Source organism: Candidatus Pantoea deserta (assembly GCF_003813865.1).
Classification (GTDB): domain Bacteria; phylum Pseudomonadota; class Gammaproteobacteria; order Enterobacterales; family Enterobacteriaceae; genus Pantoea; species Pantoea deserta.
On the sequence record NZ_RMVG01000022.1, the window covers coordinates 1 to 17326 of the forward strand.

Here is a 17326-nt window from a genome sequence, read left to right on the forward strand (position 1 = left end):
GGGGAAAGAGGAAGCAGGGAACAAGTCGGGGCGTCTCGCAAATACGCGGCAGATCTTTCATTTAACATAATCATGATTATGCGCACTTCAGTCAGCCATCCAGTAAGATGGGTCTTTGCCTGCCAGTATGCCATCCGTCACTCAGTAAGGCTATCGCGCCGGCCGCGCCGGTTGTGAGGCGTCCGTTCCTGCTCAATACTTTTTGCATATCAGGCAATCATTGCTGATGTCGTGCGGAGTCACGTTTCCTGTTCGCTCCAGCACGTCAGATAAAGCCGTCAACGGCTTTGGAGGGAACATGAAAAACTGGCCTAATCCTTTTATTAAAGAACGCGCCGACCCTTTTATTTTGCTGCATGAGCAGCGCTACTATTTTATGGGTTCGGTGCCTGACTATGACTGTCTGGAATTGCGCAGCGCCAGCACCTTACTGGGATTGCGTAAAGCGACGCCCATTGTCGTCTGGCGCAAGCCCGACAGCGGACCCTGTAGCGAGTTAATCTGGGCGCCTGAAATGCACCGCGTTGGCGATCGCTGGGTCATCTACTTTTCCGCTGCGCCGTCGCGCGAAATGGTCAATGACCTGTTTCAGCATCGTATGTTCGCTCTGATCTGTGATGGCGATAATCCGCTCACCGATCCCTGGCGCGAATGCCATCAAATCGCCACCCCACTGGACACCTTCTCTCTTGACGGCACCTACTGCTTTCACCAGGGCAGGCATTTTTACCTGTGGGCGCAGCAAATACCCGACATTGAGGGCAATACCTGTCTCCTGATGGCCGAGTTGAGCGAGCCCTGGACCCTTAAAGGCGAGCCATTGCTGCTCAGTCGGCCAGAATTAGCATGGGAAAAAGGCGGCGGCACCGGCGTCAATGAAGCGCCGACGACGCTGTTTCACGATGATCGCTTTTTTGTCGCCTATTCGGCTGCCGTAACGGATGAACACTACGCGATGGGACTGCTGTGGGCGGATAAAGATGCCGATCCGCTTAAAGCTGAGAACTGGATGAAAGTCGATCATGCGGTGCTGAGCACCAACGTTGAAAATCAGCAGTTTGGTCCTGGCCACAGCTGTTTTACCGCAGACGGTCAGGGGCGTGACGTGCTGATTTACCATACGCGCAATCATGCCGGAATGGCGGGCGATGCTAAATACGATCCCAGTCGTCATACCCGACTTAAATACTTCTCGTGGAGAGAGGACGGGATGCCTGATTTTGGGCAGCCGAAAGCGGAAAATCACTAATCAGCTCCTTCGCCTGACTAAGCGCCCGACCGTTTCGCCACTGTCAATCTGTCACCTGACAACCTTACTTCTGCATCAGGACAGGCATTCACAAAGGCTGCGGGCATTTTTCCGCGCCGGGTTCTGATTCAACCCGACGCGCCCTTTTCTGCTTCTCTTCTCGCAGTGAAAAACAGAGCACTGTTCAGTGCCGCATTGTCAACGGGCTGCCTGTGAGTGTATAAATGAAACGCTGTTTTAATTTCACAGAAAAGCCTGAGTCCCTACTGACAGATGCAAGGAGAGAACATGTCAAAGAAAGCCGCGCTGTTGCTGGCGCCTGGTTTCGAAGAAGCTGAAGCCTTTATTACGCTGGATATTCTCAGCCGTCTGGGCGTGGTGGTTACCACCATTGCCTGCCATCCTCAGAATCAGGTGATTAGCTATCACGGCGTGGTGACGCTGGCGGATGCGCTGCTTGAGGAGCACTCCTCCGCACTGTTTGACGCGGTGATTATTCCCGGCGGACCGGAGGGCACCATGAATCTGGCTGCCAGCCCGGCGGTCAGCGCGTTTATCCGCCGCCACGACGAAGCGGGCAAAATTATTGCTCCCGTCTGTTCTGCCGCCGCGCGCGTGCTGGCGGGAAATCAGCTGCTGAAAGGTCGCCGCTACACCTGCTCTGGCGAGTTGTGGATGCATTACAGCGACGGTGAGTATGTGATGGCGGATGTGGTCGAAGATGGCAATCTGCTTAGCGGCAGAGGACTGGGCGTCGCCTTCGATTTTGCCTTTCAGCTCGCGCTGCGGCTGACCGGTAACGCGGGGGCGGCGGATTTTCAGGCGGAACACATCTATTATGACCGCTGGCGCAGCGCTCGCCCGCAGTGAAAAAAGTAAGGCCAGCATGGCTGGCCTTACGGAGAGGTTAAACGCTGGGGAAAGTAATATTACTCCCCGGCGCTTCGCGATGCAGATGGATAAAGTTCAGGTGACGCTCATACTGATCGAGAATATCGATAATGACCTGCTCTTTGCTGTAATCCATTAAGTCATTACCCTGGCTGCCCTCCAGCAGGAAGGTCTCCAGGCGGTAATAGGTGGACTTCCCGCTGCGAGCGCGATAGGTAAAGCCAGGCACCGAATACTGCTGCGGCCAGACCTGATAGACAAAGTCCTGCTCCTCGCCCAGATGCACGCGCAGATCGATATAGCCTAGCGCGCTTTCCTCGGTTTCCAGGCGCTCCAGCGTAACGCCGCCCCCGCGTAGCTCCAGCTCTTTCGCGACCTCCTGCATAGCCGGAAAGATCACCGTATCCATCATCTGTTGGGTATAGCGCGTGCCCGGATAGTTCATCAGGCGTGACAGACGTTTTTTCCAGCTCAGACGATCGTTGCTGGCTGCCAGATAGGGCGCGGTATCGCGGCTGGCGCTGGCGCGACGGTAGTCTTCAACCTTCAGGGACTTATACAGCCCCGCCATAATAAAGAAGATCACGAAGCTGAACGGCAGCCCCATAATCACCGTCGCGTTCTGCAACGCGGAAATCCCGTTGGTCATCAGCATACCCAGCGTCAGCACCCCAATGGCCACAGACCAGAAGATACGCAGCCAGTTAGGCGCATCGCTGTTAATGTCTTTCAGTTTTGACGTGAAGTTGCCAAGCACCAGCGAGCCGGAGTCCGCCGAGGTGACGTAGAACAGCATACCGGTAATGGTGGCCACTGAAGCGCTCAGCTTAAAGGCGGGATACTGTTCCAGCAGCAGATAAAAGCCGCGTTCCGCATGGGCCATAACCTCATGGGCGAAACCGGCATTGCCGTGCAGGATCTCATAGAGCGCGGCGTTGCCGAACACCGACAGCCACAGCAGCGTGAAGGTAAAGGGAATAATCAGCGTGCCCAGCACGAACTCGCGGATGGTGCGGCCACGGGAGATACGCGCCAGGAACAGGCCAACAAATGGCGACCAGGCGACCCACCAGGCCCAGAAGAACAGGGTCCAGCTGTTCATCCACTGCGTCGGGCGGTCAAAGGCGAAGGTATTAAGCGTCATACCCATAAAGCGATTGATGTAATCGCCGACGTTAAGCACCAGCGCGTTAAGCAGAAAATCGGTTTTGCCAAAAAAGAGCACAAACAAAATCAGACCCAGCGCCAGCGCGACATTCAGCTCAGACAGAATACGAATGCCTTTGTCGACGCCGGAGGTGACCGAGATGGTGGCGATCACCACCGACAGCACGATCAGCGCGGTCTGCGCGCCCAGTCCTTCCGGAATATCGAACAGAACCTTCAGCCCGTAGTTAAGCTGCACCACGCCGATGCCCAGCGTGGTGGCGATACCAAAAATGGTGCCGACCACCGCGGCAATATCTACGGTATGACCGATCGGACCGTTGATGCGCTTGCCAAAAATGGGATAAAGCGCGGAGCGAATGGTCAGCGGCAAGTTATAGCGGTAGCTGAAGTAGCCCAGCGCAATGCCCATCAGCGCATACATCGACCAGCCGGTCAGACCGTAGTGGAACAGCGTCCAGACCATCGCCTGTCGCGCCGCTTCTAAGGTCTGTCCTGCGCCTTCCGGCGGCTGCATATACTGCGTTACCGGCTCGGCCACCGAGAAGAACATCAGGTCGATGCCGATGCCGGCAGCGAACAGCATGGCGGACCAGCTAAGCAAACTAAACTCCGGCTTCGACTGCTCCGGGCCGAGCTTGATAGCGCCAAAGCGCGAGCAGGCCATAAAGAGTACGAAGACGATATAGAGCGTGGCGGCAAGCATGTAATACCAGCCAAATGTTGACGAAACCCAGTTCACCGCCGTCTGAATCCAGGCGGCAGCCAGCTCGCTATAGAGAATCGTCACCAGTGAAAACGTCAGAATCAGTCCAGCTGAGGTGTAAAACACCACAGGATTGATTCTGTCTTTTTCACTTGCAGGTGGATTAGTCATCAATTACCTCTGGTTTTAATAAAATAATTCAAAGACTTATATTAAATTTCACGTGCGATGGTCGAATGTTTGCTCTCCTCCTCCTGAGGGTAAAGCGTAGCGGCCCACGGGTATCCTGCACGCTGCGCTCTGCAACAATCAAGGCACAACATCCTAACAAGTTTCTTTTTTATATTGAACGTTCAATCAATAAAAGTTCTAATAGTGGCATTGTTTATGGGCGGAGCGCTTGTTATGCCAAAGGTGGGAATGCAGCCGATACGACGTCGGCAGCTGATTGATGCGACCCTGAGCACCATTAACGACGTGGGCATTAACGATGCCACTATCGCGCAGATTGCGCGGCGCGCCGGGGTCTCGACCGGCATTATCAGCCATTACTTCAAAGACAAAAATGGATTACTTGAAGCCACCATGCGCGACGTTACGCGGCAGCTACGCGAAGCGGTCGCCGTCAGGCTGAAGCCGCTGGCGTCTGCCAGCACCGAGGCGCGACTCTGCGCCATCGTCGAAGGCAACTTTGACGAAACTCAGGTCCATAAGGCGGCCATGAAGGCCTGGCTTGATTTCTGGTCCAGCAGCATGCACCAGCCTCAGCTTAACCGGCTGGAGCGCGTCAGCAGTAGTCGGCTGTTCTCCTCGCTGGCTGCGGAGTTTCGCCGCGAACTGCCGCGCGAGGCGGCGCGAATGGCCGCCTACGGGCTGGCGGCGCTGATAGATGGCCTCTGGCTGCGCGCCGCGCTGGGCGGCAAGCCTTTCGACCTGCACATCGCCCGCACGCTTACCACGCAATACATCCGCCAGCAGTTAGCTGGCAACACGAATCCCTGATAAAGGAGGAACCATGTCCCGATTCGCAGAGCAACACCTCTACATTGATGGCGCTTATCTCCCTTCGGCCGCTGGCGACACCTTTGAAACCGTGAACCCGGCCAACGGCGAGGTGCTGGCAAAAGTGCATGAGGCCGGGCGTGAAGACGTTGATCGCGCCGTTGCCGCCGCGCGTAAAGGTCAGAAGATCTGGGCAGCGATGACTGCCATGCAGCGCTCGCGCATCCTGCGTCGCGCCGTCGATATCCTGCGTGAGCGTAATGATGAACTGGCCGCGCTGGAAACCCTGGATACCGGCAAGCCGCTGAGCGAGACCGCCAGCGTAGACATCGTTACTGGCGCAGACGTGCTGGAATACTATGCAGGCTTAATCCCCTCGCTGGAAGGCCAGCAGATCCCGCTGCGCGACACCTCATTTGTGTATACGCGCCGCGAACCGCTTGGCGTGGTCGCAGGCATCGGGGCATGGAACTACCCGATTCAGATTGCGCTGTGGAAATCCGCGCCGGCGCTGGCGGCAGGCAACGCCATGATCTTTAAGCCGAGCGAAGTCACCCCGCTCTCCGCGCTCAGGCTGGCGGAAATTTACAGCGAAGCCGGAGTGCCGGACGGCGTCTTTAACGTTCTGCCGGGCAGCGGCGCGGTTACCGGCCAGCTGCTTACCGAACATCCGGGCATCGATAAAGTCTCCTTCACCGGCGGCGTCGCCAGCGGCAAGAAAGTGATGGCCAACGCGGCGGGTTCGACGCTGAAAGAGGTGACGATGGAGCTGGGCGGTAAGTCGCCGCTGATCATCTTTGACGACGCCGATCTCGATCTGGCCGCTGACATCGCCATGATGGCGAATTTCTACAGCTCCGGTCAGGTCTGTACTAACGGCACGCGCGTGTTTATCCCGGCGACCCATAAAGCGGCGTTTGAGGAAAAAATCCTGGCGCGCGTCGGCCGCATCCGCGCAGGCGACCTGAACGATCCGCAGACCAACTTCGGACCGCTGGTGAGCTTTAGTCACCGCGATAACGTGATGCGCTATATCGATACCGGCGTAGCGGAAGGCGCGCGCCTGCTGTGCGGCGGCAAACGGATGCAGGGCGCGGGATTCGACAAAGGCGCCTGGGTTGAACCTACAGTATTTACCGACTGCCGGGATGAGATGACCATCGTGCGCGAGGAGATTTTTGGCCCGGTGATGTCGATCCTGACCTACGAAAGCGAAGACGAGGTCGTGCGCCGCGCTAACGCGACGGAGTATGGACTGGCGGCAGGCGTGGTGACGCAGGATCTGAATCGCGCGCACCGCGTGATCCATCAGATTGAAGCCGGGATTTGCTGGATTAATACCTGGGGCGAGTCGGCGGCGGAAATGCCGGTCGGCGGCTACAAGCACTCCGGCATCGGTCGCGAAAACGGCCTGATGACGCTGCAAAACTACACCCAGGTGAAATCGGTGCAGGTCGAGCTGGACCGTTTTCAGTCGGTATTTTAATTAATGAATAAACCTGAGGAGCGACTAATGGAATTTGATTACATCATTATCGGAGCCGGATCCGCAGGGAACGTTTTGGCCACCCGTCTTACCGAAGACAGCGACGTCAATGTTCTGCTGCTGGAAGCGGGCGGTCCTGATTACCGTATGGATTTTCGCACGCAGATGCCTGCGGCGCTGGCCTATCCTTTGCAGGGAAAACGTTATAACTGGGCGTATGAAACCGAGCCGGAACCCCATATGAATAACCGCCGCATGGAGTGTGGCCGCGGCAAGGGGCTGGGCGGATCATCGCTGATCAACGGCATGTGCTACATCCGCGCCAACGCGATGGATCTGGACGGCTGGGCCGAGGCTCCGGGGCTGGAATCCTGGCGCTATCTCAACTGCCTGCCCTACTATCGCAAAGCCGAAACGCGCGACATCGGACCCAACGACTACCACGGCGGTGAAGGCCCGGTCTGCGTCGCAACGCCTAAGGCTGATAATAATCCGCTGTTCGCCGCCATGATTGAAGCCGGCGTGCAGGCAGGCTATCCGCGCACTGACGATCTCAACGGCTATCAGCAAGAGGGCTTCGGCCCCATGGACCGTACCGTGACGCCGCAGGGACGCCGCTCCAGTACCGCGCGCGGCTACCTAGACCAGGCGAAAAACCGCCCTAACCTGAAAATCGTGACGCATGCCACCACCGATCGCATTCTGTTCGACGGTAAACGCGCCGTTGGCGTACAGTACCTGCTCGGCTCCAGCAACACGCAGCACAAAGTGCATGCGCGTCGCGAAGTGCTGCTGTGCGCGGGCGCTATCGCCTCGCCGCAGATTCTGCAACGATCCGGCGTGGGCGCGGCCAGTCTGCTGAAATCCTTCGACATCCCCGTGGTGCACGATCTGCCCGGCGTCGGCGAGAATTTGCAGGACCATCTGGAAATGTACCTGCAATATGAATGTAAAGAGCCGGTTTCGCTCTACCCTGCCCTGAAATGGTGGAATCAGCCGAAAATCGGCGCGGAGTGGATGTTTAACGGCACCGGCATCGGCGCCAGCAACCACTTTGAAGCGGGCGGCTTTATCCGCAGCCGTGAAGAGTTTGCCTGGCCTAACATTCAGTATCACTTTCTGCCGGTGGCGATTAACTACAACGGTTCGAACGCGGTTAACGCGCACGGTTTCCAGTGTCACGTCGGCTCCATGCGCTCGCCGAGCCGCGGCCATGTGCGCATCAAGTCGCGCGATCCGCGCCGTCATCCGGCCATTCTGTTCAACTATATGGCCAGCGAGCAGGACTGGCATGAGTTCCGCGACGCTATCCGGATCACACGCGATATTATCAACCAGCCGGCGCTGGATAAGTATCGCGGCCGTGAGATCAGCCCTGGCGTAGAGTGTGAAACCGACGAACAGCTGGACGAGTTTGTGCGTAACCATGCGGAAACCGCTTACCATCCGTGCGGCACCTGTAAAATGGGCAGCGATGAGATGGCGGTCGTGGATGCGGAAGGCCGCGTTCACGGCATGCAGGGACTGCGCGTGGTAGACGCGTCGATCATGCCGCTGATTATTACGGGCAACCTGAACGCGACCACCATTATGATCGGCGAGAAAATCGCCGACAATATCCGTGGCCGTCAGCCGCTGCCGGCGTCAACCGCGCCCTACTTTGTGGCGGGCGATACCCCGGTGCGCGGCAAAGCGCAACGCGCCTGATAAGTAAAAAGCCCGCTCAGGCGGGCTTTTTATTACATCATCTGCGGCTCACGAATCGCATTGCCTTTAGCGAAGCGGTCCAGCCGGTAAGGCGTAATATCGGTAAACGGCTGCTGGCGGGTGATTAACTGCGCGCACAGCAGCCCTGCACCGGGACCAATACCGAAACCGTGGCCGCTAAAGCCAGACGCGATAAACAGACCCGGCACGCTTTGCATCTCATCGATGACCGGCACCAGATCGGGCGTCGTATCAATCCAGCCGCCCCAGGCGTGATCGATTTTAATCCCCTCAAGCGCCGGGAACGCCTTCACCAGCGTGCGCAGCGCCTCATCCAGAATCTGCCGATCCGGTTTGGGATCGAGCACGCGAATTTTCTCAAAGGGCGAAACCGCATGGTTTGACCAGCCGCCTGCGGCCTCTGGTCCGTTAAAGAATGAGCCGTTGAGGCGAAGCTTGAGCTTTTTGGCGATTTTGCTGCGGTACATCGGATAAAACTTTGCTGCATAGCGGATATTCTGGGGAGCCAGATCGAGCTGGCCTCGTCCGGGAACGGCAACCGTGTAACTTCCGTCCAGGCGGCGACGGATGCAAAGCTCCGGCATACTCAGGCAGCCCTGAATCACCTCCGGCGCGACCGTGGTTTTAAACGCGGTGCCGAGAATATTGGCGCTGGGCAGCTCAATGCCATACTGCTTACAAAAACGCGAACTCCACGCGCCGCCGCAGCAGATCACCTGGCTGGCGCGCACGCGACCGCGCTCAGTCCAGACGCCAGAAACCCGACCGGCGCTGACATCCAGCCCGCGCACTGCGCAGCGCTGATGAATGGATGCGCCGAGCTTTTGCGCGCCAGCGGCGATCGCGGGCGCAGCCAGCGACGGCTCCGCTCGTCCGTCGGTCGGCGACCAGATACCGCCTACCCACTGCGCGCTATCGCCCAGCCGTTTATGCACTTCTTGCGCCGACAGCAGGTGGCTGACGAAACCGATCTGTTTCGCCTGCTTACCCCAGGTTTCCCAGCGCGCCACGTCCGCCTCGCTGTGCGTGCCGTAGAGAATGCCGCTGCGGCGAAAGCCGAGATCGCTGCCAATTTCACTACTCAGCTCTTCCCAGCGTTGCAGGCTGCGCATCGCCAGCGGCAGCTCATAGATGTCGCGGTTCTGCTGTCTGACCCAGCCCCAGTTACGCCCCGACTGCTCGCCGCCAATGACGCCTTTCTCGAACAGCGCCACCGAAACGCCCTGCTTCGCCAGCTCATAGGTGACGGAGGTGCCGATAATGCCGCCGCCAATCACAATCACATCAACCTGCTCAGGAAACGCCGGGCTGTCAGGGACAGCATTGATTTTTATGCGCATATAATAACCTTTTTTGCTTCAGCGCGTTCAGAGATGCTGTTCCGGCGGAACATGCATGATCCACAATACTCTGGCGTCGCTATCCGTATGGTTGAAAATGTTGTGCGGCAGATGGCTCCTGAACTGAAAGCTGTCGCCGGTCATCAGACGCGCGGTGTCGCCATTGATCTCCAGCGTCAGCTCGCCTGACAGAACAAGTCCCGCTTTCTCGCCCTTGCCGAGCAGCATCTCGTCAGAACGCACGCCCGGCGGAATATGGATCACCATAAACTGCATGTCATGATCGCCTGAAGGCGACAGCATCTCTTTGGCGATGCCGCGCTTGCCGACATTGAAGTGCGGCCTTGCTTCGCAGCGGCGCACATAGTGTTCCGCGCCGCCTGGCGTCATCTCGCGCTCTTCCAGAAACGCGGACAGCGGCACCTTCAGCACCAGACGCAACTGCTCCAGCACCCGTACGGTGGGATTGGTCAGGTTGCGTTCTATCTGGCTGATAGCGCCCGCTGAGACGTTCGCCAGCAGCGCCAGTTCGTTGATAGTGAGATGACGCGCCTTACGCAGCGTTTTCAGTCGCGACCCGATGTCCGTTTCGGCGGCACCCTCTTCCGCCCTGTTTTGCGATGCATTTTTCATCTTGTGCTTTTCCTTTGCCGTCGCGCCTGTTTACCGTGGCGATCAATCAGGGCATACCCCATTTATCTTTAATGGCTTGCAACGAGCCGTCCTGCTTCATGGCGGTCAGGGCGCTGTCAATTTCCGCCAGCAGCTTGTCATTGCCTTTTTTCACGCCAAACGCCATAGGAGAGACATGTTCCGGCTTATAGCCTTCCACCACGTGCATCCCTTTCAGCCCGCCCGCTTTTGCCTGGGCTTTCAGAATGGGGTAATCGTTCATGCCGGCCGCAATGCGGCCCAGCGAGAGATCCCGAGTCATATCCGCCGGGCTGTCATATACCTTTACCTCTTTAGCGATACCGCTTTGCATCAGGCTTTGCGTGTAATCCGTCCCGGCCATGGTGCCGACGATTTCGCCTTTAAGATCCTGCCAGGAATCATATTTTTTGCTGTTATCGTCACGCACCACCAGCCCTGCGCCAAAGGCCGTGACCGGCTGCGAGAAACCGATACGTTTCGCTCGTTCAGGGGTAGGCGTCATACCGGCGACGATCATATCGATCTTGCCGGCGATAACCGACTGAATCAGCGTGGAAAAAGGCACGGCGGTGAAATCCACGTCAAGATGCTGGCGTTTCGCCACCTCGGCCGCGACTTCGGGCATAAAGCCCTCGATTTTACCGCTCTGGGTATTCAGAAAGGTGGTGGGCGCGCTGGAAGGCGGTGAACCCGCCGTCAGCGCAGCGGCCTGCGCATCCATGCTAACCGTGGCGGCAATACTCATTGCTACACATAAACTAAGAAAAAGCTTGCGGCGGACAGCAGACATAACTCACTCCTGGTTCATCGGAAAAGGGCGGACGTCTTATTCACTATAATGAAATTAATGCTGCCGCTGTCAACGTTTTATTTTATGAAAATGTCGCACCTCACAGAATGCTGGAAAAGGCGTTGCTTTAACCACGACGCCCATCTATAGCTGATGCTTATGCGGGTAATAAGTAATTGCTATCTCGCTTGCAGGGGTATTTATTGACAGCGCTTAGCGAACAAAGATATTCATTATAATGAAACACGATAGCCCCGACATGCGTTGTGCTGAACGATCAGGAGCTTAAGATGGACTGGAGCAGCATTCATACCTACCTGCCCTTTTTACTTAAAGGGGCCGAAATGACGATCGCCATCACGCTAATATCGCTGGTGATCAGTACGCCGCTGGGACTGATATTTGCGGCGGCAAAGATGTGTCCGTGGAAAATTATTTCCTGGCCGGTGGCGGCAATTATTAATATTACGCGCGGCCTGCCCATGATAGTGGTGCTGTTTTATATCTACTTTGTCTTCCCGGATATTGGAATTACCCTGACCTCTTTTCAGGCCAGCGTCATTGGCATTGCCTTTTGTTTTTCTACCTATATCGCGGAAATATTTCGTGCAGGCATTGAATCCGTCGATCGCGGCCAGCTTGAAGCGGCGCGCTCGATGGGCATGGGGCTGGGCAAAGCGATGCGCCGCGTGATTCTGCCTCAGGCGTTTCACGTTGCGCTGCCGCCTTACAGCAATACGCTGGTGATGATGCTCAAAGATTCCGCGCTGGCCTCAACTATCGCCGTCACGGAGATGACCCGACAGGGCCAGCTGATCGCGGCCTCGACCTTTGATAACACTACGGTCTATACGCTGGTGGCGGTGCTCTACCTGCTGTTGTGTATGCCGCTGATGGCGATGACCAGGCGGCTGGAAAAACGCCAGATTAAAGGAGCCTGAATGATCGAAATCAATGAGGTGCATAAAAAATTTGGCCGGGTGGAAGTGTTGAAAGGCGTGAGCTTCACCGTCAGCGCCGGCGAAGTGGTTTGTCTTATCGGTCCCTCTGGTTCTGGTAAATCCACTATCCTGCGCTGTATTAACGGCCTTGAGACCTATGAAGGCGGCGACATTCGCGTGCTGGGTCAACGCGTGAACAGTCGCCACAAAAGCATCAACGATCTGCGCCGCCAGATTGGCATGGTATTCCAGCGCTTTAATCTGTTTCCACACCGCAGCGTGCTGGAAAACGTGATGGAAGGTCCCATCCATGTTAACGGCGAATCGCGCGCGGAAGCGGAAAAGCGCGCTAAATCGCTGCTGGAGCTGGTAGGACTGGCGGATAAGATCAATGCCTGGCCAACCCAGCTTTCCGGCGGACAGCAGCAGCGCGTGGCCATCGCACGCACGCTGGCGCTTCAGCCCAGGGCGATACTCTTCGACGAGCCGACCTCAGCGCTTGATCCGGAACTGGTGGGAGAAGTGCTCCAGGTGATGCGCACCCTGGCGCGTGAAGGGATGACGATGATTGTCGTCACTCACGAAATGCAGTTCGCCCGTGAAGTAGCCGATCGCGTCTGCTTTTTGCACAGCGGGCAGATTGTCGAACAGGGTCCGGCGCAGCAACTTCTGCTGCATCCGCAGGAAGCCCGCACGCAGGACTTTCTGCGCCGCGTGCTGGGCAGAAGCGACGTCGCCACCTGCGCCCGCTGTCGGGAGGCAGTTTAGCGACGCTTTTGTGACGCGTTGGTTAAAACCCGACGCGCCGCAAGCGCGGGCACGCAGAACCTTTAATCTCAGGATGTTAGACAGCCTTTACCCATCTACCGCTTGCCTCTTTTGCCGCTTTGCTTTTTTCTTTTTGCTTCAATTACTTGTGAGAAAACCGAGCAGGGTTATACTTCAGTCTACGGTGGTTGCTCACCGATACTAACAACTTAACGTCCTGTTTTACTGCTTACGGGGTAACGCTTTTCCAGCGTCCAGGCTCTGTTCAGTCGCCTGCCCGTCTTGTTTTCCTGACAGGGAAATCACATCAGCAACGCTGAGCTATTCAGCTCACTCCATCCTGATCACGACGCCGGGAAGATCGCTTCTTGTGCACCAGTGTGGATTTCCTTTTCCCGATTTTTTACAGGGGGGACGCGATGTTGCCTTTTTCTAGCTTCTGGCAGGCCGGATACGAAGGAGCCGACCACATTAATACTGCGGGTCAGCGCCTGGTGATGGATGCCCTGACCGATCATCAGACGCAGTTTCACAGCGATTACGCGGCGTTACAGCACTTCGGCATTCGCTCCGTGCGCGAAAGCATAGGCTGGCGGCAGGCGGAGGCAGACCCTGAACAGACCTTTGCGGTGCTGCGCGCCAAGATGCAGGCGGCGCATGAGCTGGGCATCCAGATTAACTGGACCTTCTGCCACTACGGCTGGCCAGAGGATATCGATCTTTTTTCGCCTGATTTTGTCTCGCGCTTCGCCGCCTTCTGCCAGCGTATCGCGACCTTCCTCGCGCCCTGGTATACCCGGCCGCCCGTCTATTCGCCCATGAATGAGATTTCATTTCTCAGCTGGGGACTCTCCGTCGGGCTGTTCGGCAACCACCGCGACGCCGATCCCGATGCGATCAAACGTCAGCTGGTGCGCGCGACACTGGCGGGCTGCGATGCCATCTGGCTGGCAGACCCGCGGGCGCGCTTTCTTCATTGCGATCCTGTTATCTATCTGGTTCCCGATGAAGAGAGCGATGCCAGTCGGCAGCTTACGGCGGATCTCAATGCCGCGCAGTTTCAGGCCTGGGACATGCTGAGCGGCGCGCGCGAACCGGAACTGGGCGGCGCGCCGCGCTACCTCGATATTATCGGCGCCAACTACTATCACGCCAATCAGTGGGAGGTTAACTCGAACCAGCGTCTGGCGTGGCATCTGGGCGATCGTCGCCGGAAGCCGCTGCACAAGATGCTGACAGAATTGCATCAGCGCTATCAGCGTCCTGTTTTGCTGGCGGAGACCAGCCATGTCGGCAGCGGCCGTCCGGCATGGATGGCGCATATCACCGCTCAGGTCGCTCAGGCGCAACTGGCGGGCTGCCAGATCCTGGGCGTCTGTATTTACCCTGTTATTGAAAGTCCTCTCTGGGAAGATCCCCTCCATTGGCCGCGAAGCGGACTCTGGGACGTCGCCCCTGATTTTACGCGTCTGTTACACCAGCCAACCGCCGCAGCACTGCGGCAATCACAACGTTCGCTTCACCGATTTCATGCTTTTCCGACACCGGCCAGCGGGCCACAGGAGCTTCGTATGAAACATTCTGTTTTGGTGGTTTTTAGTCATCTTCGCTGGGGTTTTGTCTTTCAACGTCCACAGCATTTAATGTCACGACTTGCGCAGCACTATCGCATCCTGTTTATCGAGGAGCCGGTTTATCAATCTGGCGAGGCGGGACTACGACAGCATTCGCCCGCGCCGAACGTTACCGTTATCGAACCGCATACCGATGTTGACGCGCCAGGCTTTCACGATAGTCAGATCGCCGTGCTGCAACCCTTGCTGGCGTCGCTGCTGGAGAAGGATGAGCAGCCGCTGGTGTGGTTTTATACGCCCATGGCGCTGCCGCTGCTGAACTGTTTTAATCCCGGCGCCATTATTTATGACTGCATGGACGAGCTTTCTGCTTTTCAGATGGCTCCGCGCCAGCTTCAGCAGCGTGAATCGGCCCTGCTGAGTCGCGCTGATGTGGTCTTTACGGGCGGTACCAGCCTGTATGAAGCCAAGAAACATCGCCACCAGAACGTGTTTTGTTTTCCCAGCAGCGTTGATGCCGCCCATTTTGAACAGGCGCTCGATCGCAGCAACGGTCATCCGCTACAGGACAATCTTCCCCGGCCAAGACTGGGCTATTACGGCGTTATTGATGAGCGTATGGACATCGCGCTTATTGCTGAGCTGGCCGACGCGCATCCCGACTGGCAGATCGTTATGGTCGGGCCTGTGGTAAAAATCGATCCAGCCGGTCTGCCGCAGCGCGCGAATCTGCACTGGTTCGGCCAGCAGCCTTATGAAGCGCTGCCGCACTTTTTAGCCGGCTGGGACCTCTGCCTGATGCCTTTCGCGCTTAACGCTTCCACGCGCTTTATCAGCCCGACCAAGGTGCTGGAATATATGGCCGCGCAGTTGCCGATCGTCAGCACCGCCGTGCCGGATGTCGTCCGTCATTTTACCGGCGTGGTGAGCATTGCGGATACGCCCCAGGGTTTTATCCATGCCTGTGAAGCGGCGTTACAGCTGAGTGAGGAACAGCGGCGTGAACAGGCGGCGCAGATGGCGGCGATCGTAGCCGACACCTCGTGGGATCACACCGCAGAGCAGATGCAGGCGCAGATCGCCGGGCTGCGCGATAGGGTGGTACAGCCGGTGGCTGCCGTTGACGTGGCTGAAACCAGCGAGCCGGTGCATGCCGTTTCGCTGCGTCCGGTAGAGTGCCTGATACTGGGGGCGGGTCCGACCGGATTAAGCGCGGGCTATCACTACGGCAAGGGCGCGGTGGTGCTGGAGAAAAATGCCGCGCCAGGCGGCTGGTGCCGTTCGATCGAGGATAAAGGGTTCACCTTTGATTACGCCGGCCACATTATGTTTTCCAACGACCCTTATGTGCTTCAGCTCTATGACAAACTGCTGGGCGATAACCTCCACTGGCAAACGCGCGAAGCTTGGGTTTACAGCCACGGTGTCTTTACGCGCTACCCTTTTCAGTCCGCGCTGCATGGACTACCGGCTGAAGTGATTGGCGAATGCGTGCTGGGAGCGATTGAAGCGCGTTACGGTGTCACCAATAGTCAGGATCCAGCGCCAATCAGCGCGGTAAGGCTGGCCGCCAACAGCACCTGTCGGGACTGCTGCGCCGATGGGGTGTTGGGCAACGAGGCGACGGGACCGGCCGGTGCGGATGAGCCGGAGGAAGATTTTGAGAATTTTATCTTTCGCACCTGGGGTAAAGGGATCGCGCGTCACTTTGCCGTTCCCTATAACCGCAAGTTGTGGAAAACGCCCCTGGCGGAAATGGAAACCTCCTGGCTCGGCGGTCGCGTTCCTCTGCCGGATCTGCAACAGATTATCTCCGGGGCGCTGGCGCCGCTGGCCAGGCCGGTGGGTCCAAATGCCCGCTTTGGCTATCCGAAACGCGGTGGCTTCCAGGCACTGATGAATGGTTTTCTGCCGCATCTGAACTGTGCGCTGGAAACCCGCGCTGAGATTGTCGAGGTCCAGCCGCAAACGCGCAGCGTTATCCTTAAAGACGGACGTCACTATCACTACGAGCAGCTGATCAGCACCCTGCCGCTGCCGGAGCTGGTGCGGCTGATGGGCACGCGCGCGCCCGAAGCGGTGCAAAAAGCCGCCTCGATGCTGCGTCACGTCTCGGTGCGCTGCGTCAACCTTGGCATTGGGCGGGCGAATCTGAGTGACAAGCACTGGATTTACTATCCAGGCGATACGCTGTTTCACCGTATTTTCCTTCAGGGGAACGCCAGTCCGGAGTGCAATCCGGAAGGCGGCTTTGGGCTGACCTGCGAGATTACTTATCGTGCCGATCAGCCTCTGCCCTGTGAGGGTGAGGCGCTGATTCAGCGCTGTATCGATGACTGCATCCGCGTCGGCATAATTCGCGAAGACGACGTTATCCTGACGGCAAATGAGGTCGATATGCCCTACGCCTATGTGGTTTACGATCATCACCGTAAGGCCAACGTGTCCCTGATCCGTAGCTGGCTGGCCGCGCAGGGTATCCACCTCTCCGGCCGCTACAGCGAATGGGAGTATTACAACTCCGACCATGCTTTCCTGGCAGGTAAGCGCGCGGCGGAATCGGTGAAAGCGCTACTGAACGAGCGCAAAACCACGGCGTAGCGACAAGGGTCGCCTGACAAACCGCAGGCGACCCTTTTTTCATCAAAACCCCCGGTTTTTCGGTTCTGGCTTGATATAACCAGGATTAGGCGTAATTAAAAGTCTGACATCCAGCGCCACCAGAACAGCGTACAGCTCCGCAGAGAGACCGGTATCGACACACCGTGTCCAGCAGGTTGTTGAGTACCAGCCTGCGCGGCGCGCCAGATGCATTAATGAACAATCACCAAACGGCCACAAGGGCGCGGCGTGAATTAAGTCGGCATGTTGTGACAACGACTGGCCTGACTCCCGGAAACGGCAAAATTATTGAAGATGGAGCTATCTGGCCTTCTGCGCCACAGCCTGGAAAAGTTACGCCCAGAATGAGGGCTGTTTGCCAGAATTGCGGCTTTTACGCAGCATGACTCAACGCAATTCCCCCCTTAC

Annotated in this window: 12 protein-coding genes; 8 read left to right on the plus strand and 4 right to left on the minus strand. The window is 57.4% G+C overall.

Annotation, left to right across the window (positions count from 1 at the left end; all coding sequences use genetic code 11):
- Positions 1-298: 298 nt before the first annotated feature.
- Positions 299-1249, plus strand: a complete 951-nt coding sequence (locus BBB56_RS20395) for a glycoside hydrolase family 43 protein (RefSeq protein ID WP_123802754.1) — start codon at positions 299-301, stop codon at positions 1247-1249.
- 288 nt (positions 1250-1537) lie between these two features.
- On the plus strand, positions 1538-2119 hold the full coding sequence (locus BBB56_RS20400; RefSeq protein WP_123802755.1) for a DJ-1/PfpI family protein: 582 nt from the start codon (positions 1538-1540) through the stop codon (positions 2117-2119).
- Between the two features lie 37 nt (positions 2120-2156).
- On the opposite strand, the gene BBB56_RS20405 is transcribed toward BBB56_RS20400, so the two are convergent.
- Positions 2157-4184, minus strand: coding sequence for a choline transporter (locus BBB56_RS20405; RefSeq protein ID WP_123802756.1), 2028 nt, complete (start codon positions 4182-4184; stop codon positions 2157-2159).
- A gap of 234 nt (positions 4185-4418) precedes the next feature.
- Here BBB56_RS20405 and betI point away from each other — a divergent pair, with 234 nt between their 5' ends.
- The 3 genes from betI to betA are packed head-to-tail and all read left to right on the plus strand — an operon-like array spanning position 4419 to position 8208.
- Complete coding sequence (betI, locus tag BBB56_RS20410; protein WP_123802757.1) at positions 4419-5015, plus strand: transcriptional regulator BetI; 597 nt, start codon at positions 4419-4421, stop codon at positions 5013-5015.
- Between the two features lie 13 nt (positions 5016-5028).
- The gene (betB, locus tag BBB56_RS20415; RefSeq protein ID WP_123802758.1) at positions 5029-6501 is read left to right on the plus strand and encodes a betaine-aldehyde dehydrogenase; all 1473 of its coding nucleotides are present in this window, start codon (positions 5029-5031) and stop codon (positions 6499-6501) included.
- A gap of 27 nt (positions 6502-6528) precedes the next feature.
- Entirely contained in the window at positions 6529-8208 is a 1680-nt protein-coding gene (gene betA, locus BBB56_RS20420; protein WP_123802759.1) for a choline dehydrogenase, read from the plus strand.
- A gap of 32 nt (positions 8209-8240) precedes the next feature.
- On the opposite strand, the gene BBB56_RS20425 is transcribed toward betA, so the two are convergent.
- Genes BBB56_RS20425 through BBB56_RS20435 form a run of 3 tightly spaced genes read right to left on the minus strand, consistent with a single transcriptional unit; the run spans position 8241 to position 10968 of the window.
- Positions 8241-9569: an NAD(P)/FAD-dependent oxidoreductase gene (locus tag BBB56_RS20425; protein WP_123802760.1), complete on the minus strand. Its 1329-nt coding sequence runs from the start codon at positions 9567-9569 to the stop codon at positions 8241-8243.
- A 27-nt stretch (positions 9570-9596) separates the two neighbouring features.
- On the minus strand, positions 9597-10202 hold the full coding sequence (locus tag BBB56_RS20430; RefSeq protein ID WP_123802761.1) for a cupin domain-containing protein: 606 nt from the start codon (positions 10200-10202) through the stop codon (positions 9597-9599).
- Between the two features lie 46 nt (positions 10203-10248).
- Entirely contained in the window at positions 10249-10968 is a 720-nt protein-coding gene (locus tag BBB56_RS20435) for an ABC transporter substrate-binding protein (RefSeq protein ID WP_370661871.1), read from the minus strand.
- 335 nt (positions 10969-11303) lie between these two features.
- Here BBB56_RS20435 and BBB56_RS20440 point away from each other — a divergent pair, with 335 nt between their 5' ends.
- The 3 genes from BBB56_RS20440 (at position 11304) to BBB56_RS20450 (ending at position 16897) form a co-directional block, all read left to right on the plus strand.
- Entirely contained in the window at positions 11304-11954 is a 651-nt protein-coding gene (locus tag BBB56_RS20440) for an amino acid ABC transporter permease (RefSeq protein ID WP_123802763.1), read from the plus strand.
- The gene (locus BBB56_RS20445) at positions 11955-12722 is read left to right on the plus strand and encodes an amino acid ABC transporter ATP-binding protein (RefSeq protein WP_123802764.1); all 768 of its coding nucleotides are present in this window, start codon (positions 11955-11957) and stop codon (positions 12720-12722) included.
- Between the two features lie 419 nt (positions 12723-13141).
- Positions 13142-16897: an NAD(P)-binding protein gene (locus tag BBB56_RS20450; protein ID WP_123802765.1), complete on the plus strand. Its 3756-nt coding sequence runs from the start codon at positions 13142-13144 to the stop codon at positions 16895-16897.
- The last annotated feature ends 429 nt before the right edge of the window (positions 16898-17326 follow it).

Coding starts and splice junctions, on each gene's coding strand:
- BBB56_RS20395 (WP_123802754.1), top strand. CDS start 299: ATGAAAAACTGGCCTAATCCTTTTATTAAAGAACGCGCCGACCCTTTT.
- BBB56_RS20400 (WP_123802755.1), top strand. CDS start 1,538: ATGTCAAAGAAAGCCGCGCTGTTGCTGGCGCCTGGTTTCGAAGAAGCT.
- BBB56_RS20405 (WP_123802756.1), bottom strand. CDS start 4,184: ATGACTAATCCACCTGCAAGTGAAAAAGACAGAATCAATCCTGTGGTG.
- betI (WP_123802757.1), top strand. CDS start 4,419: ATGCCAAAGGTGGGAATGCAGCCGATACGACGTCGGCAGCTGATTGAT.
- betB (WP_123802758.1), top strand. CDS start 5,029: ATGTCCCGATTCGCAGAGCAACACCTCTACATTGATGGCGCTTATCTC.
- betA (WP_123802759.1), top strand. CDS start 6,529: ATGGAATTTGATTACATCATTATCGGAGCCGGATCCGCAGGGAACGTT.
- BBB56_RS20425 (WP_123802760.1), bottom strand. CDS start 9,569: ATGCGCATAAAAATCAATGCTGTCCCTGACAGCCCGGCGTTTCCTGAG.
- BBB56_RS20430 (WP_123802761.1), bottom strand. CDS start 10,202: ATGAAAAATGCATCGCAAAACAGGGCGGAAGAGGGTGCCGCCGAAACG.
- BBB56_RS20435 (WP_370661871.1), bottom strand. CDS start 10,968: ATGAGTATTGCCGCCACGGTTAGCATGGATGCGCAGGCCGCTGCGCTG.
- BBB56_RS20440 (WP_123802763.1), top strand. CDS start 11,304: ATGGACTGGAGCAGCATTCATACCTACCTGCCCTTTTTACTTAAAGGG.
- BBB56_RS20445 (WP_123802764.1), top strand. CDS start 11,955: ATGATCGAAATCAATGAGGTGCATAAAAAATTTGGCCGGGTGGAAGTG.
- BBB56_RS20450 (WP_123802765.1), top strand. CDS start 13,142: ATGTTGCCTTTTTCTAGCTTCTGGCAGGCCGGATACGAAGGAGCCGAC.